This window comes from Gelidibacter japonicus (assembly GCF_010725055.1).
Classification (GTDB): domain Bacteria; phylum Bacteroidota; class Bacteroidia; order Flavobacteriales; family Flavobacteriaceae; genus Gelidibacter; species Gelidibacter japonicus.
The window spans coordinates 1-21,166 of the sequence record NZ_BJKB01000022.1 but is presented as its reverse complement, the minus strand read 5'-3'; the positions used below and the strand labels follow the sequence as shown (position 1 = coordinate 21,166).

General features: G+C 37.7%; 23 protein-coding genes. 9 read left to right on the top strand and 14 right to left on the bottom strand.

The annotated features are described in order from the left end of the window. Positions 1 to 22: 22 nt before the first annotated feature. The 4 genes from G6N06_RS17545 to G6N06_RS17530 form a co-directional block, all read right to left on the bottom strand. Positions 23 to 598 (bottom strand): uracil-DNA glycosylase family protein, encoded by a 576-nt coding sequence (locus G6N06_RS17545; RefSeq protein ID WP_163518015.1) that lies wholly within the window; start codon positions 596 to 598, stop codon positions 23 to 25. 13 nt (positions 599 to 611) lie between these two features. Beyond that, on the bottom strand, positions 612 to 1,982 hold the full coding sequence (locus tag G6N06_RS17540) for a dihydrolipoyl dehydrogenase family protein (protein ID WP_163518014.1): 1,371 nt from the start codon (positions 1,980 to 1,982) through the stop codon (positions 612 to 614). A 209-nt stretch (positions 1,983 to 2,191) separates the two neighbouring features. Then, positions 2,192 to 2,869, bottom strand: a complete 678-nt coding sequence (gene rsmI, locus G6N06_RS17535) for a 16S rRNA (cytidine(1402)-2'-O)-methyltransferase (RefSeq protein ID WP_163518013.1) — start codon at positions 2,867 to 2,869, stop codon at positions 2,192 to 2,194. Positions 2,870 to 2,872: 3 nt separating this feature from the next. Further along, positions 2,873 to 3,610 carry a DUF8457 domain-containing protein gene (locus G6N06_RS17530; RefSeq protein WP_163518012.1) on the bottom strand — a complete coding sequence of 246 codons (738 nt, stop codon included), beginning with the start codon at positions 3,608 to 3,610 and terminating at the stop codon, positions 2,873 to 2,875. 103 nt (positions 3,611 to 3,713) lie between these two features. On the opposite strand from G6N06_RS17530, the gene G6N06_RS17525 reads away from it, so the two are divergent. The 6 genes from G6N06_RS17525 to G6N06_RS17500 all read left to right on the top strand — a co-directional run bounded on the left by G6N06_RS17525 (position 3,714) and on the right by G6N06_RS17500 (position 10,369). Next, entirely contained in the window at positions 3,714 to 4,361 is a 648-nt protein-coding gene (locus G6N06_RS17525) for a thymidine kinase (protein WP_163518011.1), read from the top strand. Next, positions 4,354 to 5,460 (top strand): alanine racemase, encoded by a 1,107-nt coding sequence (alr, locus tag G6N06_RS17520; RefSeq protein ID WP_163518010.1) that lies wholly within the window; start codon positions 4,354 to 4,356, stop codon positions 5,458 to 5,460. Before G6N06_RS17525 ends, alr begins: the two co-directional genes overlap by 8 nt. A gap of 77 nt (positions 5,461 to 5,537) precedes the next feature. Next, positions 5,538 to 5,948 carry a large conductance mechanosensitive channel protein MscL gene (gene mscL, locus G6N06_RS17515; protein ID WP_163518009.1) on the top strand — a complete coding sequence of 137 codons (411 nt, stop codon included), beginning with the start codon at positions 5,538 to 5,540 and terminating at the stop codon, positions 5,946 to 5,948. Positions 5,949 to 6,071: 123 nt separating this feature from the next. Further along, the gene (locus G6N06_RS17510) at positions 6,072 to 7,061 is read left to right on the top strand and encodes an aspartate-semialdehyde dehydrogenase (RefSeq protein ID WP_163518008.1); all 990 of its coding nucleotides are present in this window, start codon (positions 6,072 to 6,074) and stop codon (positions 7,059 to 7,061) included. Between the two features lie 136 nt (positions 7,062 to 7,197). Next, positions 7,198 to 9,363 carry a prolyl oligopeptidase family serine peptidase gene (locus tag G6N06_RS17505; RefSeq protein ID WP_163518007.1) on the top strand — a complete coding sequence of 722 codons (2,166 nt, stop codon included), beginning with the start codon at positions 7,198 to 7,200 and terminating at the stop codon, positions 9,361 to 9,363. A gap of 67 nt (positions 9,364 to 9,430) precedes the next feature. Continuing rightward, a complete protein-coding gene (locus G6N06_RS17500; RefSeq protein ID WP_163518006.1) occupies positions 9,431 to 10,369 on the top strand; it encodes an ABC transporter ATP-binding protein in 939 nt (312 codons plus the stop codon). A gap of 86 nt (positions 10,370 to 10,455) precedes the next feature. Here G6N06_RS17500 and G6N06_RS17495 read toward each other — a convergent pair whose 3' ends face one another. From G6N06_RS17495 to pdxA, 9 genes are all read right to left on the bottom strand, one after another. Continuing rightward, complete coding sequence (locus G6N06_RS17495) at positions 10,456 to 10,917, bottom strand: 3-oxoacyl-ACP synthase (protein ID WP_163518005.1); 462 nt, start codon at positions 10,915 to 10,917, stop codon at positions 10,456 to 10,458. Next, entirely contained in the window at positions 10,907 to 11,602 is a 696-nt protein-coding gene (gene mtgA, locus G6N06_RS17490; RefSeq protein WP_163518004.1) for a monofunctional biosynthetic peptidoglycan transglycosylase, read from the bottom strand. The genes G6N06_RS17495 and mtgA overlap by 11 nt, the downstream gene beginning before the upstream one ends. 48 nt (positions 11,603 to 11,650) lie before the next feature. Further along, the gene (locus tag G6N06_RS17485; protein ID WP_163518003.1) at positions 11,651 to 12,766 is read right to left on the bottom strand and encodes an NAD(P)/FAD-dependent oxidoreductase; all 1,116 of its coding nucleotides are present in this window, start codon (positions 12,764 to 12,766) and stop codon (positions 11,651 to 11,653) included. Positions 12,767 to 13,132: 366 nt separating this feature from the next. Next, the gene (gene accC / locus G6N06_RS17480; RefSeq protein ID WP_163518002.1) at positions 13,133 to 14,485 is read right to left on the bottom strand and encodes an acetyl-CoA carboxylase biotin carboxylase subunit; all 1,353 of its coding nucleotides are present in this window, start codon (positions 14,483 to 14,485) and stop codon (positions 13,133 to 13,135) included. Between the two features lie 99 nt (positions 14,486 to 14,584). Beyond that, on the bottom strand, positions 14,585 to 15,070 hold the full coding sequence (gene accB, locus G6N06_RS17475) for an acetyl-CoA carboxylase biotin carboxyl carrier protein (RefSeq protein WP_163518001.1): 486 nt from the start codon (positions 15,068 to 15,070) through the stop codon (positions 14,585 to 14,587). Positions 15,071 to 15,110: 40 nt separating this feature from the next. Next, positions 15,111 to 16,106: a beta-ketoacyl-ACP synthase III gene (locus G6N06_RS17470; RefSeq protein WP_163518000.1), complete on the bottom strand. Its 996-nt coding sequence runs from the start codon at positions 16,104 to 16,106 to the stop codon at positions 15,111 to 15,113. 180 nt (positions 16,107 to 16,286) lie between these two features. After that, the gene (gene rpmF, locus G6N06_RS17465; protein WP_066430995.1) at positions 16,287 to 16,490 is read right to left on the bottom strand and encodes a 50S ribosomal protein L32; all 204 of its coding nucleotides are present in this window, start codon (positions 16,488 to 16,490) and stop codon (positions 16,287 to 16,289) included. 11 nt (positions 16,491 to 16,501) lie between these two features. After that, entirely contained in the window at positions 16,502 to 17,041 is a 540-nt protein-coding gene (locus tag G6N06_RS17460; protein WP_163517999.1) for a YceD family protein, read from the bottom strand. Between the two features lie 72 nt (positions 17,042 to 17,113). Continuing rightward, a complete protein-coding gene (pdxA, locus tag G6N06_RS17455) occupies positions 17,114 to 18,160 on the bottom strand; it encodes a 4-hydroxythreonine-4-phosphate dehydrogenase PdxA (protein WP_163517998.1) in 1,047 nt (348 codons plus the stop codon). 136 nt (positions 18,161 to 18,296) lie between these two features. Here pdxA and G6N06_RS17450 point away from each other — a divergent pair, with 136 nt between their 5' ends. Continuing rightward, positions 18,297 to 18,887 (top strand): riboflavin synthase, encoded by a 591-nt coding sequence (locus G6N06_RS17450; RefSeq protein WP_163517997.1) that lies wholly within the window; start codon positions 18,297 to 18,299, stop codon positions 18,885 to 18,887. On the opposite strand, the gene G6N06_RS17445 is transcribed toward G6N06_RS17450, so the two are convergent. Then, on the bottom strand, positions 18,884 to 19,114 hold the full coding sequence (locus G6N06_RS17445; protein ID WP_163517996.1) for an Fjoh_0651 family PID-CTERM protein: 231 nt from the start codon (positions 19,112 to 19,114) through the stop codon (positions 18,884 to 18,886). The genes G6N06_RS17450 and G6N06_RS17445 overlap by 4 nt on opposite strands. Positions 19,115 to 19,629: 515 nt before the next feature. Here G6N06_RS17445 and G6N06_RS17440 point away from each other — a divergent pair. Continuing rightward, positions 19,630 to 20,013, top strand: coding sequence for an acyl-CoA synthetase family protein (locus tag G6N06_RS17440; protein ID WP_371865867.1), 384 nt, complete (start codon positions 19,630 to 19,632; stop codon positions 20,011 to 20,013). Between the two features lie 21 nt (positions 20,014 to 20,034). Next, positions 20,035 to 20,874 (top strand): alpha/beta hydrolase family protein, encoded by an 840-nt coding sequence (locus G6N06_RS17435; RefSeq protein WP_163517995.1) that lies wholly within the window; start codon positions 20,035 to 20,037, stop codon positions 20,872 to 20,874. The last annotated feature ends 292 nt before the right edge of the window (positions 20,875 to 21,166 follow it).

Here is a 21,166-nt window from a genome sequence, read left to right as displayed (position 1 = left end):
TTGAATATTATTTATGATCCTATTATGGATTCAAGATCGTTTTTATGGATTTTTGCAACTGAGATACCACCTCCCCCTCAAACCAAGGATTCCGCGTCAACCAAAACCGATTGCGGGGCGATGGATGCGGCAAGGGAAAATATTTGGGCAAATAATCTTGATATTCAGCAACAGTTTCCGTCAGGGTTTTCTTGGCATCGTTCTTCAAATAGTATTTTTGGGCATACATGCCTATTAAAAGGACCAATTCAACATTGGGCATAAATTCCATGAGTTGTTCATGCCATTGTGGAGCACATTCTGGTCGAGGAGGCAAATCGCCACCTTTGCCTCTCCCTGGATAACAAAATCCCATTGGTACAATGGCAAAGTTCTTCTCGTCATAAAATTCTTCCACGGTCACACCCAACCATTTTCGCAATTGTTTGCCGCTGGCATCATCCCAAGGGATTCCAGAGGCGTGCACTTTCGTTCCTGGTGCCTGTCCAATAATAACGATTTTTGAATCTTGGTGTGCAGTGACTACAGGCCTTGGCCCGAGTGGCAAATGAGCTTTACAGAGACTGCAGTTTCTTATATTGTGAAGTAAATCTTGCATTAATTCTATATCACTATTCTTTGTTCTCCATCATCTTCTTAAAATCCATGCTATACGAAGGATAGGTCAACACCATACGCTTAAATTCCTTAACGGTCATTTTATTATAAATGGCTGCTGCAAAAACATTGATACTTTCGTTGGCTTTTGAACTCAAAATATGGGCGCCCACAATTTCATCAGTGCGCTCGTTGACTAAAATGGTATAGGCATAAGTGTCTTCATTTTCCTTTTTCGCATTAAACCAGTTTCTGCAATCCCCTTGATAAACCTTGACGTTTTTATAACGCGCTTTGGCTTCGGCTTCGCCATAACCAACTGATGATAAATTTGGCGTGGTAAATACCGTTGAAGGCACGCAAGGCACATCTAAAATCTTTGATTTTTCTTTGACCACATTGTTCCCAGCAATATAGCCTTGTAGGCCAGAAAGTGGTGTAAGAGATGGCGATTTATTAGAGACATCGCCGCAGGCATAAACTTTTGGGTGCGATTTACTTTGTAAATGATCATTGACAACAATTCCATCCTTATCCGTCTCTATTCCCGCTTTGTCGAGTTCTAAGGCTTCTATTGCCGGAACTCTTCCTGTCGCATTAATAACTTTTCTGGATTTATGACTCTTTGATTTACCATTATGAGCATACAAAATTTTTAAGTTTTTTTTCAATTTCTGAACTCCAGTGACATCGGCATTAAAAACAAATTTAACGCCCAAACTTTCAAGTTTTACGATTAATTTTTCCACCAAATAGTCATCGAATTTAGCAAGAGAGGTCTTATCTCTTTCCAAAATTGTCACCTTGCAGCCCAATGTCGCCAACATACAGGCAAATTCCATGGCAATATAACCAGAGCCGATAAAGGTGGCGGACTTTGGGACTTTCTTAAAATTCAGAACATCTTCACTCACTTTCAGAAATTCCTTGCCTTCAATATCAAGTTCCCTCGGAATATTTCCGGTAGCGATAATAAAATGATCGGCAGAAACAACCTTTCCTTCTACCTCAACCTCATTTTTACTGATGAATTTTGGCGATTGGTGATACAATGAAATCCCTAAATCCTTTAACTTTTCTTCTGTATTTGGCGGAATGGGGTCAGAAAATGACCTCTTGAACTTTTGGACGCTCTTCCAATTTAGTTTTGGCAGCCTTTTAACACCAATACCTTTAAGGTTTCTACTTTGATAGACCAATTGAGAAAACTGAAGCAGTATTTTTTTGGAATCACAACCTCTATTGGCGCAAGTGCCGCCAAACTCTCTATTATCTGCAATGGCTACGCTCAACTTGTGCTCCCTACAAATCTCAGCAGCGGTCTGTCCTGCAATTCCACTGCCAATGACAAAAACGTCATAATGTTTGTTTTTAGTCTTTTTCATATTAAGGATTAAGATACCGAATCTTCCGACAAATTATGTTATGAAAAATCTAAAGTTTAGAAATAAAACTTGGAAAGTCAGAGAAAGAAACCAAGACCGCTGCGCTGTTAGAATAAAGAATAAAGACGTCAATGCTCGATAATATCCATATTATGATCTAAAAGATACCTTAATTATCTAGTTTGGTACTCGTTCTAAAAATTAAAACGTTAATCCTTTGGCTTCCCACCAACTACAATCACTATTTCACCTTTTGGAGGTTTTGCAGTATAATGTTGTAAAACTTCTTTAGCGGTCCCTCTGATGGTCTCTTCATAAAGTTTGGTCATTTCCCTCGAAACGGATACAGGTCGATCTTCACCAAAATATTCGCAAAAATGGGATAGGGTTTTAATGAGTTTATGCGGACTCTCATAAAAAATAATGGTTCGGGTTTCTTCTGCCAATAACAGCAATCGGGTTTGTCGTCCTTTTTTGACTGGCAAAAATCCCTCAAATACAAATTTATCATTGGGCATTCCGCTATTCACCAAAGCGGGAACAAAAGCAGTTGCTCCAGGGAGACAATCCACTTCAATTTGATGTTCAATACAGGCACGCGTCAACAAAAATCCGGGATCGGAAATAGCCGGTGTTCCTGCATCACTAATTAAAGCAATAGCTGTACCCGATTTTATCTTTTGCACCAATAATTCCACCGTTTTATGCTCATTGTGCATATGATGGGATTGGCAAGGCGTTGCAATTTCATAATGTTTAAGGAGTTTGCCAGAAGTACGCGTGTCTTCAGCCAAAATCAAATCAACTTCCTTTAGAACCTCAACGGCCCTAAAAGTCATGTCTTTCAAATTGCCAATGGGCGTGGGTACGATGAATAATTTACTCATTAATTAATTGAACTTACCCTCTATAATGTTCATAAAACGTTCTTCGACGTCCTCTTTTCCTAACCAATTGTTATAATCGGGTTTGACGATATTTTGGATTAGATTTTTAGCTTCATCCAACGAGCTTGACGTATTGATCTGAGAAAGTACCCGATCATAATCTTCACGATGCCCATCAAAAAGATGTTTTATAAATGCAATCTTGTCGTTTAGACCAATATTGAGTCCGTTTTTAAGCTTATCGTTTAGTGATTTTTTTAAGTGACCATTGGTTTCTGAAGCGGAAACAGGGTCAAAAACCGGCATGTTCTTAAAATCGGCAGTCAATTCTTCAAATTCATCTTTATTTTTTGGTGCATCCGGAAGTGGGTGTTCAAAAAAAGCATCAATTTGATGTGTTTCATGAGGCATTTGAGCAACCATATCTTTAATTTTTTCCATGACAGGCTCCATAATATCATCATCTTCTACCTCATCAAGATTGACATAAATTTTATCGTCACGTTCAATATTATCACTTATTTTATTATTAAATGCCACATCCAACATCTCAAAAAATGATGAATCGACCCCTATTGTAGGCATAGATTGTTCTAAGTTTTCATTGGCAAATTTCAAAACACTCAATTTTTCATATAACAACCCTACTTCTCTGTGCATTTCCTTAACATCCTCTTTGCCCTTCAACTTCAGAATACGATGGGCAATACTCATTAATTCAGACTCCAACTTCTTCTTCATAACTTTTAACTTTAATTCTAATTTATGCTTTTGATTTTTAATAAATTTGCGCCACCTTTATAACAAACGAAGGCAAGCTTTGTTTTAGTGTTAAAATTACGAAATGTTTCTTGAAAATACAGTAAATCCTAAAGAACAATTTGGGTGGATTGAGGTTATTTGTGGCTCTATGTTCTCTGGTAAGACTGAAGAATTGATCAGGCGTCTTAAGCGTGCGCAGTTTGCAAAACAAAAAGTTGAAATCTTCAAACCTGCTGTTGATGTGCGCTACGATGAAGGAATGGTCGTGTCTCATGACGCCAATGAAATTCGCTCAACCCCAGTACCTGCTGCAGCCAATATTCCAATTTTAGCCGACGGATGTGATGTGGTTGGAATTGACGAAGCTCAATTTTTTGATGATGAAATCGTACGCGTCTGTAATGATTTGGCCAATAAGGGCATTAGGGTCATTGTTGCCGGTTTGGACATGGATTTTAAAGGCAATCCGTTCGGTCCAATGCCAAATTTAATGGCAACAGCCGAGTATGTCACTAAGGTACATGCCATTTGCACCCGTACTGGAAACCTGGCACAATACAGCTACAGAAAAGCACAAAGTGACGCTTTAGTACTTTTAGGCGAAGTGGATGAATATGAACCCTTGAGCCGTGCCGCATTTTACAAAGCTATGTCAATGGATAAAATAAGAGGAATGAAGGTCACCGATGCCGTAGAACTCACTGAAAAACCAAAAAACTCCAATGCCTAAAACGCAAGAAACCGTACTCGAAATAGACCTATCGGCCTTAAAGCACAATTTTGAATATCTCAAATCCAAACTCCAAAAAAAAACCAAGTTTTTAGCAGTAGTCAAAGCCTTCGCCTATGGCCATGAGGCTGATGAAATCGCTCTTTTTCTGCAAAATTTAGATGTTGACTATTTTGCGGTGGCCTATACAGGAGAAGGAGTCGCTCTACGTGATGCAGGAATTACAAAGCCCATTTTGGTACTGCATCCTTTGCCGGTAGGCTTTAGCAGTATCATAGACCGATGTTTGGAACCCAGCATTTATAATGCAAAGGTGCTTAATGCCTTCATGCAAATGGCTTCGGATAAGAATCAAAAAGACTATCCCATACATCTAAAATTTAATACCGGACTGAACCGATTGGGTTTTTCTGAAAATGATATTGAAGGCATATATTCAAAGATAAACTCATCAAACGTAGTCAGAGTTGAATCCATATTTTCTCATTTGGCCGCAAGCGAGGATCTATCAGAAAAAGAATTTATGCTGCATCAAATAAATTCCTTTAAAAAGATAACAGAAAAATTTAAAGTCTGTTTTGGTTACCAACCTATGCTTCATATGTGCAATACTTCAGGGATATTAAACTATCCTGAAGCCCATTTTGACATGGTACGTAGTGGCATAGGATTGTATGGCTTTGGAAATTCTGAAAAAGAAAATAAAAATTTCAGACCCATTGCTTCGCTCAAATCGGTTATTTCACAAATACATCATATTGAAAAAGGCGAAACGGTAGGCTATAATCGGGCTTATAAAAGCACATCATCCATGAAAACAGCCACAATCCCAATTGGTCATGCTGATGGAATTGGCAGACCTTATGGCAATGGAAAAGGCTATGTGATCATTGATGGAAAAAAAGCAGCTATAGTAGGTAACGTTTGTATGGATATGATTATGGTTGATATCACCGGAATTGACTGTCATGAAGGAGATGAAGTTATTGTGTTTGATGCTTCAAATACCGCCGACGATTTGGCGCATTCGGCGAATACCATTTCGTACGAATTGATTACGGCCATTTCACAACGCGTTAAAAGGAATATCATAAATTAATCTCTAAGTAAGAATTAACCGTAATAAATTTTTCCTATTTTAGTATCCTATTAACCAATGTAAAAATTCAATTAACTATGTGGAAAGAATTTAAAGATTTTATCATGACGGGCAACGTCATTGATTTGGCGGTTGCCGTTTTACTTGCTGGAGCCGTTGGCTTGGTGGTCAATGGGTTTGTAAGTGACATCATGATGCCTATTGTTGGATATTTCACCGGAGGCGTTGACTTTTCAGATATGTTCTATGCCTTGGACGGAAAGACCTATGAGTCATTGGCCGTTGCTAACGAAGCAGGAGCTGCAGTCATTGCCTATGGTAATTGGATCAACTCCATCATCAATTTAATGATTGTTGGTTTTGTACTGTTTATGATTGTTAAGGCTTACGCAAAAGTAAGAGCTAAAAAGGAAGAAGCACCTGCAGCTCCTGCTGGCCCAACTGAAATTGATTTATTGAAAGAAATTAGAGACGCACTAAAGAAATAATCACGCTACACCCATATTCTAACTTTAACCCGATTCTTTATCAGAATCGGGTTCTTTTTTTATATAATCTTCTTTAAATACATTGAATAATTGGTTACTTTAGCGACTTAAATTTTTTTTATTATGAAAGTAGCTGTTGTTGGCGCCACAGGTATGGTTGGCGAAGTGATGTTAAAAATTCTTGAAGAGCGTAATTTCCCTTTTACAGAGTTAATGCTCGTAGCTTCAGAAAGGTCTGTCGGGAAAGAAATTACCTTTAAAAATGAAACCCATAAAGTTATTGGTTTGGCAGAAGCAGTCTCAAAAAAACCAGATATCGCCTTCTTTTCAGCCGGAGGCACTACGTCGTTGGAATGGGCTCCAAAATTCGAACAAGTTGGCACTACGGTTATTGATAACTCTTCCGCTTGGCGAATGGATGCTACAAAAAAACTGATAGTTCCTGAAATCAATGCAGATCAACTTACAAAAGACGATAAAATCATTGCCAATCCAAACTGTTCGACCACTCAGATGGTGATGGTCTTGGCACCACTTCACAAAAAATATAAAATCAAAAGAATCGTTGTTTCTACCTACCAATCCATTACGGGAACTGGGGTAAAAGCAGTAAAACAACTAGAAAATGAATTGGCTGGAGTTAAAGGTGAAATGGCTTATCCTTATCCAATAAATAAGAACGTTATCCCACATTGCGATGTTTTTGAAGAAAATGGCTATACCAAAGAAGAAATGAAATTGGTTAGGGAAACCCAAAAAATTCTGGATGACCGCTCCATAGCTGTTACTGCCACCGCTGTGAGAGTTCCAACGCAAGGTGGTCATAGCGAGGCCGTAAACATTGAATTTGAAAATGATTTTGATGTTTCTGAAATTCGTAAACTGCTAAGTAAAACTCCTGGTGTTGTGGTTCAAGACAATCTAGATGTCAATACCTATCCAATGCCCATTTATGCCAATGGGAAAGATGATGTTTTTGTTGGACGTATCAGACGCGACGAGTCTCAACCAAACACACTAAACCTATGGATCGTTAGTGACAACCTCAGAAAAGGTGCCGCTACAAACACCATTCAGATTGCAGAATATTTAATTGATAAGAATCTGATTTAAAAATGTAATTCACAAAAAATAGAGATGTTTATCAATCGATAGATTTCTTAACATTATATTAAAAAGCCTCTTACATCCGCTTGTAGGGGCTTTTTTGTTTATTTTTGGAACACAACACTTAACACGTTTAACTTTTATGAGAAATTTAGCGCTTGCCATGGTAGTTCTAACCACAATTACCGCCTGTAAAAATGAAAATGAACTTAAAAAATCCAATGTCATTGCCGTGACTTATCCTGAGACCAAAACCGTAGATTCCGTTGACACTTATTTTGGAGAACAAGTAATAGACCCATACCGGTGGCTCGAAGATGATAGAAGCGAAGAAACCGGCGAATGGGTAAAAGCCCAAAACGAAGTGACTGCCGATTATTTGGCCCAAATTCCATATCGTCAAGAACTAAAAGAACGATTGGAAGAAATTTGGAACTATGAAAAAATTGGTGCTCCTTTCATCGAGGGAGAATATACTTATTATTACAAAAATGACGGTCTACAAAACCAATCGGTTATTTACAGAAAGAAAACTGGCGAAGATAACGAAGAGGTCTTTTTGGATCCCAATACCTTCAGTAAAGACGGTACCATTTCGTTAGGTGGACTAAATTTTTCGAAAAACGGAAAACTGGCGGCTTATCAAATTTCTGAAGGCGGAAGTGATTGGCGAAAAGTGATCATCATGGATGTCGAATCCAAAAAACAAATTGAAGACACGATAGTGGATGTCAAATTTAGTGGCATTTCATGGAAAAACAATGAAGGCTTCTATTATTCGAGCTATGACAAACCAAAAGGCAGTGAGCTTTCAGCTAAAACAGACCAACATAAACTCTTTTACCACAAATTAGGAACCTCACAAAAACAAGACCAATTGATCTATGGCGGTACTGAAGCACAAAAACATCGCTATGTAAGCGGTAGTGTTACAGAAGATGGCAACTATCTGTTCATATATCCAAGAAACTCCACTTCTGGAACAAAATTATTAATGCAGGATTTATCGCAGCCAAACAGCAAAATGATTACTATTTTGGAAAACTCAGACAGCGATACGGGAGTCATTGAAAATGTTGGAAGCAAGCTCTATTTAATTACCAATAGAAATGCTCCCAACCAAAAAGTTGTTACCGTTGATGCTTCCAATCCGAGTCCGGAAAACTGGAAGGATTTGATTCCAGAAACAGAAAATGTACTTCGTGCTTCTACCGGTAGTGGTTATATATTTGCTAGTTATATGGTGGATGCAGTTTCTAAAGTAAAGCAATACGACTATGATGGCAAATTGGTGAGAGAGATTGAATTGCCTGGTGTTGGAAGCGCTAGTGGATTTGGAGGTAAAAAAGAAGACCAAGTCATTTACTACTCATTTTCCAACTATATCACTCCAAGTACGATTTACAGTTTTAATCCTAAAACTGGTACTTCTGAAGTGTATATTAAACCTGGAATCAATTTTAATGCCGACGATTTTGAAAGCAAACAAGTCTTTTATACCTCAAAGGATGGCACCAAAGTACCCATGATTATATCTTATAAAAAAGACATAGAGCTTAACGGTAAAAATCCTACCATTCTTTATAGTTATGGTGGATTCAATATTTCCCTGACCCCATCCTTCAGTATCGCCAACGCAGTCTGGATGGAACAAGGAGGTATTTATGCAGTGCCTAACATTCGCGGAGGTGGAGAGTATGGTAAAAAATGGCATGATGCAGGAACCAAATTGGAAAAGCAAAATGTATTTGACGATTTCATCGCTGCCGCAGAATACTTGATTGACAACAATTACACTTCATCAGATTATTTAGCTATTAGAGGCGGTTCAAACGGAGGGCTTTTAGTTGGTGCAACCATGACCCAACGTCCAGATTTAGTAAAAGTAGCCATCCCTGCAGTTGGCGTGTTGGATATGCTACGCTACCATACCTTTACTTCAGGTGCTGGCTGGGCGTATGATTATGGAACGTCTGAGGATAACAAGGAGATGTTTGACTACCTAAAAGGCTATTCTCCCATCCATAATGTCAAAGAAGGGGTAGAATATCCTGCAACGTTGATCACAACAGGCGATCATGATGATCGAGTAGTACCTGCACATAGTTTTAAATTTGCCGCAGAATTACAAAGCAAACAGACAGGAACCAATCCCACATTAATCAGAATTGAAACTGATGCCGGGCATGGCGCAGGTACTCCGGTGAGCAAGACCATAGAGCAATACGCCGATATATTCGGATTTACGCTTTACAATATGGGTTATAAAGTGCTTCCAAATACCACTAAATCAAAAATTAAGGGATAATTAATTCAGAGTTGATTTCAGACCTGTCAGGTATTTGAAACTTGACAGGTCTTTTTATAGTTTACAGATGCTTAAAGTCCAAAACATTACCTTCACTTATAACAAAAAAAGCACAGATTCTCCGGTGCTCAATAATCTTAACTTTTCGGTCAAAAGAGGCGAGCACATTTCTGTCATTGGGGAAAGTGGATCAGGAAAATCGACGCTGTTGAAAGTGATTTATGGAGAATATGACTTAAATGAAGGACAAATTTTTTGGAATGACACTGAAATCTTAGGCCCAAAATACAATCTCGTAGTTGGCTATGATTTCATGAAGTATGTCGCTCAGGAATTCGACTTAATGCCATTCATCACTGTTGAAGAAAATATTGGCAAACATCTGTCCAATTTCTTTCCCAAAGAAAAAAAAGAACGCGTTCAAGAGCTTTTGGAAGTGGTCGATTTAGAAGACTTCGCCAAAACTAAAGTGAAGACTTTGAGTGGCGGACAAAAGCAGCGTGTGGCCTTAGCAAGAGCATTAGCCAAACAACCGGAGATCATATTGCTGGATGAGCCCTTTAGCCATATTGACAATTTTCAAAAACAATCATTGCGCAGGAGCATCTTTAATTATCTGAAAGAAAAAGATATCGCCTGTATTGTGGCTACCCATGATAGTGAAGACGTTTTGGCTTATGCTGACAGAATGATTGTCCTACACGATTCGAAAATCATCGCCAACAAATCGCCTCAAGAACTTTATAAAAGCCCAGAAATGCCTTTAACGGCCTCATTTTTCGGCGAATTTAATCTCATCAATGATCAAATCATCTATGCGCATCAACTTCAAAAAGTTGAGAAATCTGATTTAAAAGTGAAAGTTTACCGCAATTACTTTAAAGGCCACTATTACTTAATTGAGGGACGTACAGACGATGATATTGTTTTTTTCGAGAGTAAATTCAAGCTTGAAATCAATCAAGAAGTTTATTTGGAGGTTGCATCTAACTCTTTTTTTGAATGAATCTCGAAAGACTACTAGTTCAAATTTGAATGATAATTTTAGACCTGACAGGTTTTAAAAACCTGCCAGGTCTTTTCGTTAACCACTTATCCAACGGATTCAATCACAAACGTGTGATCCCGAAAAACGATGGCATCTCCAACCTTTTTCCCCATTAATAGCAATCCAATGGGCGTATTTGGAGAAATGGCAAAAAACGATTGTGAATTAACTGTCATTTGACCTGCACTGATCGCCATAAAGTAATTGGCTTTTGTTGTAAACACAACACTTCCCAATCCGATTTTTTGAGAGATCTTATCCACATCAAGTTGAGATAAAGCTTCTTTCAGCCTTTCTACTTCTGCCAACTGTTGTCCTGCTTTTTCACGTTCCAATTGCATCATCGCCCTACCAGTTTCATGTTTGTCACCGGCACTACTTTTAGTCTCTGAGGTCAAGGATTCCTGAATCTCAGCTATTTGATTTAGGATCTTAAAATGGCGCTCTTCAACAAATTTGACACATTGTAGAAAAAGTTCCTGCTTCAATGGGAGATTATTTTTCATCTTTCCTGTCGTAATTTAAAGCACCGTGAAAACTCATCTGCTTCATGATCCATAATTTGCGACTTGCAATATATTTGGTTAGAGGATTGGCTCGATATTTTAGTGGTCGTGGCAAAATAGCCGCAATGGCTGCAGCCTCACTTTTGCTCAACTTTGAAGCCGGTTTCTTAAACCAAAATTGAGAAGCCGCTTCTGCTCCATAAATCCCGTTACCCATTTCAATACTGTTCAAATAAACCTCCATAATGCGTTCCTTGGACCAAATTAATTCGATCCAAAAGGTGACGTAGGTTTCCATTCCTTTCCTGAGCCAACTGCGTTCTGGCCATAAAAATACATTTTTTGCAGTCTGCTGACTAATGGTGCTGCCTCCCCTTACCCTTTCACTTTTCTGATTACTGTCAAAGGCCTTTTCAATTGCTTTCAAGTCAAATCCGTTGTGACTTAAAAAATTCTGGTCTTCACTACATATCACCGCCAACTGTAAGTTTTTGGAAATCTCATCAATTGGTACCCAATCGTGTTTCCATATGGTTTCTTTATCAGCACCTTTCTGCTCAAAATATCGAATGACCATTAATGGTGTTGCTGGAACAGGCACCCATTTGAAAACTACCACACCAATTATAGGAATGACCAAAAGCCATAATAATGTTTTGAATAGAAATCTGAATATTTTCATCATGAATTTTTCAATTTAAACCTACGGGCCATGTGATGTCAATGCACCATATTAATCCACCAAATGCGCCAATTCCCTACCTACATGGCTTCCAATGGCAATTCCCATACCTCCAAGTCTTACACCACAAAATACCCTGTCGCTCAGCTGTTCTACAATCGGTTTTTTAGTGCTTCCAACTCCCATTATACCACTCCATCTCTGCTCGATTTCAAAAGGCGTATATGGAAGAATGGTGGTTTTCAAGAGTTCTTCCAACTTGTTCTGAACGATTTCAGTTTCTCCCATTTCAATCGTTTCTTCGGTTTTGAAATCCAGATTCCGTCCACCACCCAATAAAATTCGCGAGTCAATATTACGAAAATAATAGAACCCTTTATCGAGATGGAACGTGCCCTTAATCTTTAAGTTTTCAATCGGTTTTGTGATCAAAACTTGTGCTCTCGCGGGTTTTACTTCAGCATTTATCAGTTTCGATGCGAAACCATTGGTGCAAAAGAGCAAGCGATTCGTTTTAAATTCAAATTTATCAGTTTTAACATGCACGCTTCCATTCAATTCGTCAAAATGCTCAACCGAAACTGAATTAAGGATCAGAATGCCTTTGCTCAAAACTAAATCAGTTAATGAGCGCATCATTTTTCCGGTATCGATTTGTCCTTCAAATGGTGTAAAGCTTAATTGTTTTTGAATGTTATTAAAATTGAACAGATTGTCCCTAATTTGAAAAACATTGTCCTTAAAATATGGCTTTAAAAGGACGTTTACTTTGTCCATACGCGACATACAATAGTCGTATTCTTTATGGTCGTTATGATCAAATAATTCATACCCACCATGCTGTTGATAGTCGATGGCTTTATCAGATAATGTTTTGCGTAATAATAAAAGACCTTTACGCCGCTTCTCTATCAACTGTACGACTTCATCTTCAGAATGCGTTTTCAGATCGTCTAAAATCTCACTGAGACTCCCAAAACAAGCGAAACCTGCATTTTTAGTGCTTGCTCCCTGTGGCAAAATTCCTCTTTCAAGAATAACTATGGCTGCTTTTGGAAACCGCTCCCGCAACCGTAAAGCGCAATTGAGACCAACAATTCCACTGCCAACAATGGTATAATCAATGTTGGAGAGGTAACTTTTTATCTCCCAATAAGAAAGAATCATAATTTTTATTGTTTCTAAAGAAATTTGTAATGAAGTGAAATTAGTGTATTTGTTTAGAATTTGTAATCCCTATTAGAAATTATCAAACCCTGTTGAAATTATTGAGGCCAATTACAAGGTGAAAATGAGTTTTAAAGTGATGGACACCCATAACCAACAATATCAAGGAGTAACCTAATTTAGGTTTAAAAATCTTCGACCCAATCCTGCTAAGCACTGAGCTCTTTAAATACGAATATGATCCTCGAAGGGATTATAACTCCCGTGGACAATTTTAGTAAGGTTTATTTAAGGAAATGAGAGTTTAAGTAAATCCGGATTTGACAATAAAGTAAAACTCCGAAATTTCTTTCGGAGTCTGTATTGTTAGTCTTCAACCGGTGCTTCCATTTTAAAGCTTTCCATAAATTTAGTGGTATAATTACCAGCCAAGTAATCTGGATGCTCCATCAATTGTCGATGGAATGGAATTGTAGTCTTGATACCTTCTATGACGAATTCGTCCAAAGCACGTTTCATCTTACTGATGGCTTCATCACGTGTTTGCGCAGTAGTAATCAACTTTGCAATCATCGAATCATAGTTTGGTGGAATCGTATAGCCTGAGTACACATGCGTATCCAACCTCACGCCGTGCCCGCCTGGAGCATGCAGCGTCGTTATTTTTCCTGGAGACGGTCTAAAATCGTTATAAGGATCTTCTGCATTGATTCGACATTCTATGGAATGCAATTTTGGAGTATAATTTTTACCAGAAATTGACACCCCTGCAGCTACTAAAATTTGTTCTCTGATTAAGTCAAAGTCAATAACTTGCTCAGTAATAGGATGTTCCACCTGAATACGGGTATTCATTTCCATAAAATAGAAGTTACGGTGTTTATCCACCAAAAACTCTATGGTTCCCGCACCTTCATATTTAATAAATTCTGCCGCTCTCACCGCTGCCAATCCCATTTCGTTTCGAAGCTCATCAGTCATAAATGGTGATGGAGTTTCTTCTGTCAATTTTTGATGGCGACGTTGGATGGAGCAATCACGTTCTGAAAGATGACATGCTTTCCCACGAGAATCACCCACAATCTGTATTTCGATATGACGTGGTTCTTCAATAAGTTTTTCGAGGTACATCGCATCATTGGCAAAAGCTGCTCTAGCCTCATGACGTGCAGAATCCCATGCGTCTCTAAGTTTTTCCTTTTTCCAAACGGCGCGCATTCCTTTACCACCACCTCCTGCTGATGCTTTCAACATTACTGGAAAGCCCATTTCAACTGCCAATTTCTCAGTCTGCTCATAGGACTCCAAGATACCATCACTTCCAGGAACACAAGGTACACCGGCTTTTTTCATGGTTGCTTTGGCCGACGCCTTATCGCCCATTTTTTCAATCATTTCTGGCGAAGCACCAATGAACTTTATATTGTGCTCTTCACATATCTTCGAAAACTTTGCGTTTTCAGACAAGAAACCATAACCAGGATGTATTGCATCGGCATTAGTGATCTCTGCTGCCGCGATAATATTGGACATTTTCAAATAAGACTCACTACTTGCCGGTGGTCCGATACACACAGCCTCATCTGCAAATTTAACATGTAAACTTTCTGCGTCAGCGGTAGAGTACACAGCTACAGTTTTGATGCCCATCTCCTTGCAGGTTCTGATGATCCGTAGTGCAATTTCACCCCTATTGGCTATTAATATTTTTTTAAACATAACATTTCAAATTAAAAATTTCTCCCGATAGCTATCGGGTCCACGCACCAAATTCCAAGTTTTGGATTTTGAGATTTGTCTATTGTAATTTTCATTTGGTTATGATGGATCTACCAAAAATAATGGCTGATCAAATTCGACAGGAGAGGAATCGTCAACTAAAATTTTAATGATTTTACCAGAAACTTCAGATTCAATTTCATTGAACAGCTTCATCGCCTCAATAACGCACAAAACGTCACCTTCTTTTATTGTTTTGCCTACTTCAACAAACATTGGTTTGTCGGGAGACGGTTTACGATAGAAGGTACCTATAATTGGTGATTTAATGGTGATGTATTTTGAGTTTTCGTCATCGGCAGGAGCAGCAATGGGTTGCGGTGCTACCTGTTGTGGTGCTGGGGCTTGTTGTTGAGCAACTGGGGCAGGTCCCATTGGAATTTGTTGCACATAAGTTGTGGATTCCCCTCTATCTTCACTACCCGTTTTAATGGTAATTTTGATATCATCCATCTCCAATTTAACCTCACTCGCGCCAGATTTAGCAACAAATTTGATTAAGTTTTGAATTTCTTTTATATCCATAATAATTAGAATTTAAATATTTAAAGATTAGTTAGTTAGTTTATGAATTATAGGCCCAAGTAAGGTACACTGAGCCCCAGGTAAAACCACCCCCGAATGCCACAAATAATAATTTGTCGCCTTTTTTTAGTTGTTTTTCATAATCATATAAGAGTAGTGGTAGAGTTGCCGAAGTCGTATTTCCATATTTATGGATATTCATCATTACTTTGCTGTCTTCAAGTTCAATTCTACTTGCCGTAGCATCAATGATTCGTTTGTTAGCCTGATGTGGCACCAACCAGGCAATATCATCCTTGTTAAGATTATTTCTGACCAATATTTTTTCAGTAACGTCGGCCATATTGAAAACAGCATTCTTAAAAACCATCTTACCTTCTTGAAAAATATAGTGCTTTCCTTCAGCTACTGCTTCTGGCGTTGAAGGATATGACGAACCTCCATAAGTAGCTTGTAGAAACTCCCTTCCCGCTCCGTCACTTCGCAACAACTCATCCTGAAGGCCATAACCTTCTGTATTGGGTTCAAACAAAACAGCACCTGCACCATCTCCAAAAATGATACATGTGGCTCTGTCTTCATAATTGATCATTGAAGAGTTCTTATCCGCACCTATCAATAATACTTTTTTATATTTTCCGGATTCAATATAACGTGCAGCTACAGACATTCCATATAGAAAGCTCGAACAGGCGGCCTCCAAATCAAATGAAAAAGCATTTACAGCACCAATTTGTGTCGCAGTATAGGCTGATGTAGCTGCCGCCTTCATGTCTGGTGTCGCTGTAGCAACGATGACAAGCTCTATCTCTTTGGGGTCTAAGCCTTTTTTTTCTATGAGATTTTCAGCGGCTTTTATCGCTAAAAAAGAGGTGCCTTTGCCATCTTCCTTAAGGATTCTTCGTTCCTTGATTCCCGTTCTACTGGTTATCCATTCATCATTTGTATCGACTAAGGTTTCTAAAATTTGATTTGTCAACACATAATCAGGTACATATCCTCCTATGGCCGTAATTGCAGCAGTGATTCTACTCATTGTTTTGTATTAGATATGACCATTATTTGACAAAAATCCGTCAAACGAAGTAAATTTCAGATGAATTTACTAAATATTTAGTCAAATATGATGCAAATTAAGTTGTTTTTCAGACTTTCTAAAATTAAACATAAAAAAAACGCCCTAGTGTGAGCGTTTTTTTGTATGCGTGCATAGTAGTTATGCCAAATTCTCTTCTTTCTCAGAGTTATCGATTAGCACTTGACCTCTGTAGTAGAGTTTTCCTTCATGCCAATGAGCCCTGTGGAATAAGTGTGCTTCCCCTGTAGTAGGACACGTTGCAATTGTAGGAACAACTGCTTTATAATGTGTTCTTCTTTTATCTCTTCTGGTTTTAGAAATTTTTCTTTTAGGATGTGCCATTTTATATCGTGTTATTTATCCGTTAATAGTTTTTTTAATGTATTCCAGCGAGGATCAATATCCTCTGATTTTTCTTTTTCTTTTAGGCCCTTTGGGCTTAACTCTTCTAGTTTTTTAAGTATTTCTGATTTGAGGGTACCATCTTTGATTCCTGGATGGACGCGCTTTATGGGCATTGCCAAAATAATCAACTCATAGATATATTGAGCAATATTTAATTCAAACTCTCCATGAGGTAAGATCAAAATATTCTCATTTTCGTCATTGTACTCATCTCCAAACTTTACAACCAAATTGAAATCATCTTCAATCGTTTGCTCATAAGGCTCATTTGATGTGTCACAATTGACATTCACCGTACCCGATGCTTCAAAATCCAATTCTAAAAGTGTGGCTTTTTTTTCAAAAAGTATATTCACTTTTATATGGGCATCATTGAAATCATCATACTCAAAATGTTCAAAGAACTTTTTATCAATTTGATAATCAAAATGGTGCTTTCCTAATTTCAATCCTACAAATTGTATATCATACTCTTTCAGGGGCTTCATGTTCGCATTCATTTTGAGCCTGCAAATATAGAAAATATTTCTTATTAGAAAAAAGCTATTAACAAAAAATGTTTACATCTTTTTTGAAGCTCTTTTTAAAGGGTTTTTGGTCAGCTTCTGATATTCTTTTCTATTCCTATAGATTTGAATCGCAGTAAAAACCGCTGCTTTAAATGAGCTCTCATCTGCAGTTCCTTTACCTGCAATTTCAAAGGCAGTTCCGTGATCTGGGGAAGTTCTTATTTTGTTCAAACCCGCGGTGTAATTGACACCTTCACCAAAAGTGATGGTTTTGAAAGGAATCAGTCCTTGATCGTGATAGGAAGCGATAATCGCATCAAAATTTTGATAGTTTTTAGATCCAAAGAAACTATCTGCTGAATAAGGTCCATATACCAATTTGCCCCTTTCCCTGATTTTCTGAAGTGCTGGTTTTAAAATTTCCTCATCTTCCTTACCAATAACTCCATGATCTCCAGCATGGGGGTTAATGCCCAAAACAGCAATTTTTGGTCCATTGATGCGAAAATCCTTTATCAAGGACTCATAAACGGTCTGAACCTTTTCTTCAATAAGCTTTGCAGTAATATGTTGAGGCACATCTTTTACTGGAACATGATCTGTAAGCAACCCTACTTTAAGTTTATCAGAAACCATGAACATAAGACTTTTCCCTCCAAGTTCCTGGGCTAAATAATTGGTATGTCCTGGAAAGTTGAAGCGCTCCGATTGAATAGTCAGTTTATTGATAGGCGCCGTCACCAATACGTCTATATCATCGTTTTTCAATGCTTCTGTAGCTCGTTCTAAAGATTTTATAGCATACTCTCCAGCTTTTAAATCTTCTTCTCCAAAAGCAATATCAATAGTCTCTTTCCAAACATTAAGCACATTCACCTTTGCTTCAATTGCCTGATTTAAATCATTTATACCATGAAAATTAATGCCACTGTTGAAATGTTTCTTGAAGAAGGACATCGTTTTTATTGAGGCGAATATTATAGGTGTACAAAACTCAAGCATTCTAGAATCCTCAAACGTCTTCAGGATGATTTCTGCGCCAATGCCATTTAAATCTCCTATGGAAATCCCTACTCTAATTTGCTCTTCTTTTTTCATCCTAATTTTAATTATTCATGCATTCTGACATTTAATTGAAAACTTTTCTAAAGAGGAGTTTATCCCGAATTTCTCATTAAAGTCTTATCTTTGTAAGCCATCGCACGAATGCAAATTTAACTAATTATTCGACAATATGTTTACTGGAATCATTGAAGATTTAGGCGTCATCACAAATTTGGAACACGACCACGACAATCTTCACATCACATTAAAGAGTAATTTCACTTCTGAGCTAAAAGTTGACCAAAGTGTAGCCCATAATGGGGTATGTTTAACAGTGACCTCATTAAACGGCTCGCTATATACGGTTACAGCAATTAGGGAAACACTCAATAAAACCAATTTGGGTAAATTAAAAGTTGATGATCAGGTCAATTTAGAACGCGCCATGAAACTTGGCGATAGATTGGACGGCCACATTGTACAAGGTCATGTGGATCAAACCGCCATTTGTAAGTCGATTGAATTTCAAAATGGGAGCTGGCTATTCACTTTTGAATATGATTCTTCCTTAAACAACATCACTATTGAAAAAGGTTCAATTACTGTAAATGGTGTAAGTTTAACCGTAGTAAACAGTTTGAAAAATGAATTTAGCGTCGCTATTATTCCTTATACCTATGAACATACGACTTTTAAATTTTTAGAGGAAAACAGTATTGTGAACTTAGAATTTGATGTTCTTGGGAAGTATATCAAACGCCTCTATGAACTCAGAAACTAAACTTGAGAATGCTTTTTTGAGTGCTTTAAAATTATGTAAACACCATATATTACTGCTGCAACGAGCAATACAACCAATCCATCATCTATTGGCAAGCCCGGCGGTGGCGTTCCTCCTTGTGGAGGCGGAGGACCTGAACCCCCACCTGCACTATTTTGAGCAACGCCCATAATACTGATTAACATCAATAAGATAGAAGCGGTAATTTTCTTGTATAGTTTAATCATTATGATGTAAATGTATAAAAAAAAGTGAATCGACAAAACAAAAAACAAGAAAAAACATCCATGAAGAGCAATATTCTTCGATGAAATGCATGATTTTGTTTTTAAAAATGGCTATTTATTCACGTTATCAAATATATGTATTTTTAATATACTCCGTCCAATACATACATTTTTTTGTTCAAAAATAACCACTACATATAAAGCAAACAATTATCAATTAGTATTTTAGTCAGAATGCAAAAACATCCGACAAAAGTAATTGGAAGTCTTTTTTCTAAAAAACACATCACTCTCACTTCAAGGGCATTATGAGAAAATGAAAGTTTTCCATGATTACAAAAATATCATGCTTGACCATACTTTTAATGCCTTTTATTCAAGTGAATGATATTTGACACCCCTTATCAGAGCAGGACAGCACCGAAACACCAATAAAAAAAGGCAAAATTGGTGAACTCACCATCACCACTTTAGGTATTGAAGCCATGCCGTTATTGCGTTTTAAAACGGGTGATATGATGAAAGTCCATACCCAGGCTTGCTCCTGCGGAAGAACAACGTTGCGATTGGGACCAATTGCTGGCCGTAAAAAACAAATGATCAAATACAAGGGCACCACCTTATATCCGCCAGCCATGGAAAACATTCTCAATAACTTCAACACTTTGGAATGTTTCGTTATTGAAATCAGCCATAATGCGATTGGAACAGATGAAATTTTGATAAGAATTGCGTCAGCGAACCCATCAGACAAATTATTAAGTCAAATAAAAGATCACTTCAGAGCAAAATTAAGGGTCACTCCCATGATAGAATGGTCTGATAAAAACGTGATCGACACCTTGCGTTTTCCTAAATTAAGTCGAAAACCCATTCTCGTGATTGATAAACGAAAATAATGGCTTATTTTTATCGGTATCATGACACAAAAAAACATCATTTTAGAAAGGCCGGATAAAAAGCCCATCCTTTGGGATGCATTTTTCAACGCAACGGATATCCAAAAGCCTTTGGTCATATTTTGTCATGGGTACAAAGGATTTAAAGATTGGGGCGCCTGGGATGTAGTGGCAGAAGCTTTCGCTAAGGCAGATTTGTTTTTTGTAAAATTCAATTTTTCGCACAACGGTGGTACGATGGACCAACCCATTGATTTTCCAGATTTGGAAGCCTTTGCAGAAAACAATTATTCAAAAGAACTCGAAGATTTGGATGATCTTATCAAATTTCTGCATTCTACATCCAATCCTTTTCAAGCTGAAATTAATCCTAACAAGCTCATTATTATTGGTCATTCCCGCGGTGGTGGGATTGCCACCATCAAAGCTTCGGAAGACCAAAGAGTCACACAATTGATTACATGGGCCAGTGTGAGCGATTTCGGAAGTAGAACCGCAACTTCAGGTGAACTCGAACAATGGAAAAAGGACGGCGTTAAATACGTGCTTAACAGCAGAACAAAACAGCAATTACCACACAATTATCAATTTTATGAGGATTTTAAAGCGCATGAAACACGCTTAAACATAGAACAAGCGGTTAAAAAGCTCAACATCCCACACCTGATCATCCATGCAAAAGAAGATCCTTCGGTCAAATACAGTGAAGCTGAAGACTTACACACCTGGAATCCTAAAAGCATCCTATTTCCTATAAAAAAAAGTGATCATGTTTTTGGAGCATCACACCCATGGCAAGACAGTACGCTTCCAAAACCATTAAAGATGGTCGTTCAAAAAAGTATTGAATTCATCAATTGAATTGACCTCAACACCTCATAAAAGTTCTCACACACATTGCAGTCAACAATTGTTTCAAATGGGTGCGCTCATCTTTGAAACAATTTATAATATGCACACGTCTCTGAATCATTACAATTTTTCAGTAAGGGTTCTCTAATTTAGATGCTATATTTTATATGATAACACTAGTGTCCCATTAAAATCGGGACGTTTTAAAAATTAAATAAATTTGGCCCATTAAGGCTATCTCGTTCTTTGTCATTTTGAAATTTAGTTTTGCTGAAAAGTTCTCTGAGATTCGTTTTATCAG

Bases quoted from the DNA above. Each gene is read 5' to 3' on its own strand.
- G6N06_RS17545 (WP_163518015.1), bottom strand. From the start codon at position 598: ATGCAAGATTTACTTCACAATATAAGAAACTGCAGTCTCTGTAAAGCT.
- G6N06_RS17540 (WP_163518014.1), bottom strand. From the start codon at position 1,982: ATGAAAAAGACTAAAAACAAACATTATGACGTTTTTGTCATTGGCAGT.
- rsmI (WP_163518013.1), bottom strand. From the start codon at position 2,869: ATGAGTAAATTATTCATCGTACCCACGCCCATTGGCAATTTGAAAGAC.
- G6N06_RS17530 (WP_163518012.1), bottom strand. From the start codon at position 3,610: ATGAAGAAGAAGTTGGAGTCTGAATTAATGAGTATTGCCCATCGTATT.
- G6N06_RS17525 (WP_163518011.1), top strand. From the start codon at position 3,714: ATGTTTCTTGAAAATACAGTAAATCCTAAAGAACAATTTGGGTGGATT.
- alr (WP_163518010.1), top strand. From the start codon at position 4,354: ATGCCTAAAACGCAAGAAACCGTACTCGAAATAGACCTATCGGCCTTA.
- mscL (WP_163518009.1), top strand. From the start codon at position 5,538: ATGTGGAAAGAATTTAAAGATTTTATCATGACGGGCAACGTCATTGAT.
- G6N06_RS17510 (WP_163518008.1), top strand. From the start codon at position 6,072: ATGAAAGTAGCTGTTGTTGGCGCCACAGGTATGGTTGGCGAAGTGATG.
- G6N06_RS17505 (WP_163518007.1), top strand. From the start codon at position 7,198: ATGAGAAATTTAGCGCTTGCCATGGTAGTTCTAACCACAATTACCGCC.
- G6N06_RS17500 (WP_163518006.1), top strand. From the start codon at position 9,431: ATGCTTAAAGTCCAAAACATTACCTTCACTTATAACAAAAAAAGCACA.
- G6N06_RS17495 (WP_163518005.1), bottom strand. From the start codon at position 10,917: ATGAAAAATAATCTCCCATTGAAGCAGGAACTTTTTCTACAATGTGTC.
- mtgA (WP_163518004.1), bottom strand. From the start codon at position 11,602: ATGATGAAAATATTCAGATTTCTATTCAAAACATTATTATGGCTTTTG.
- G6N06_RS17485 (WP_163518003.1), bottom strand. From the start codon at position 12,766: ATGATTCTTTCTTATTGGGAGATAAAAAGTTACCTCTCCAACATTGAT.
- accC (WP_163518002.1), bottom strand. From the start codon at position 14,485: ATGTTTAAAAAAATATTAATAGCCAATAGGGGTGAAATTGCACTACGG.
- accB (WP_163518001.1), bottom strand. From the start codon at position 15,070: ATGGATATAAAAGAAATTCAAAACTTAATCAAATTTGTTGCTAAATCT.
- G6N06_RS17470 (WP_163518000.1), bottom strand. From the start codon at position 16,106: ATGAGTAGAATCACTGCTGCAATTACGGCCATAGGAGGATATGTACCT.
- rpmF (WP_066430995.1), bottom strand. From the start codon at position 16,490: ATGGCACATCCTAAAAGAAAAATTTCTAAAACCAGAAGAGATAAAAGA.
- G6N06_RS17460 (WP_163517999.1), bottom strand. From the start codon at position 17,041: ATGAAGCCCCTGAAAGAGTATGATATACAATTTGTAGGATTGAAATTA.
- pdxA (WP_163517998.1), bottom strand. From the start codon at position 18,160: ATGAAAAAAGAAGAGCAAATTAGAGTAGGGATTTCCATAGGAGATTTA.
- G6N06_RS17450 (WP_163517997.1), top strand. From the start codon at position 18,297: ATGTTTACTGGAATCATTGAAGATTTAGGCGTCATCACAAATTTGGAA.
- G6N06_RS17445 (WP_163517996.1), bottom strand. From the start codon at position 19,114: ATGATTAAACTATACAAGAAAATTACCGCTTCTATCTTATTGATGTTA.
- G6N06_RS17440 (WP_371865867.1), top strand. From the start codon at position 19,630: ATGATGAAAGTCCATACCCAGGCTTGCTCCTGCGGAAGAACAACGTTG.
- G6N06_RS17435 (WP_163517995.1), top strand. From the start codon at position 20,035: ATGACACAAAAAAACATCATTTTAGAAAGGCCGGATAAAAAGCCCATC.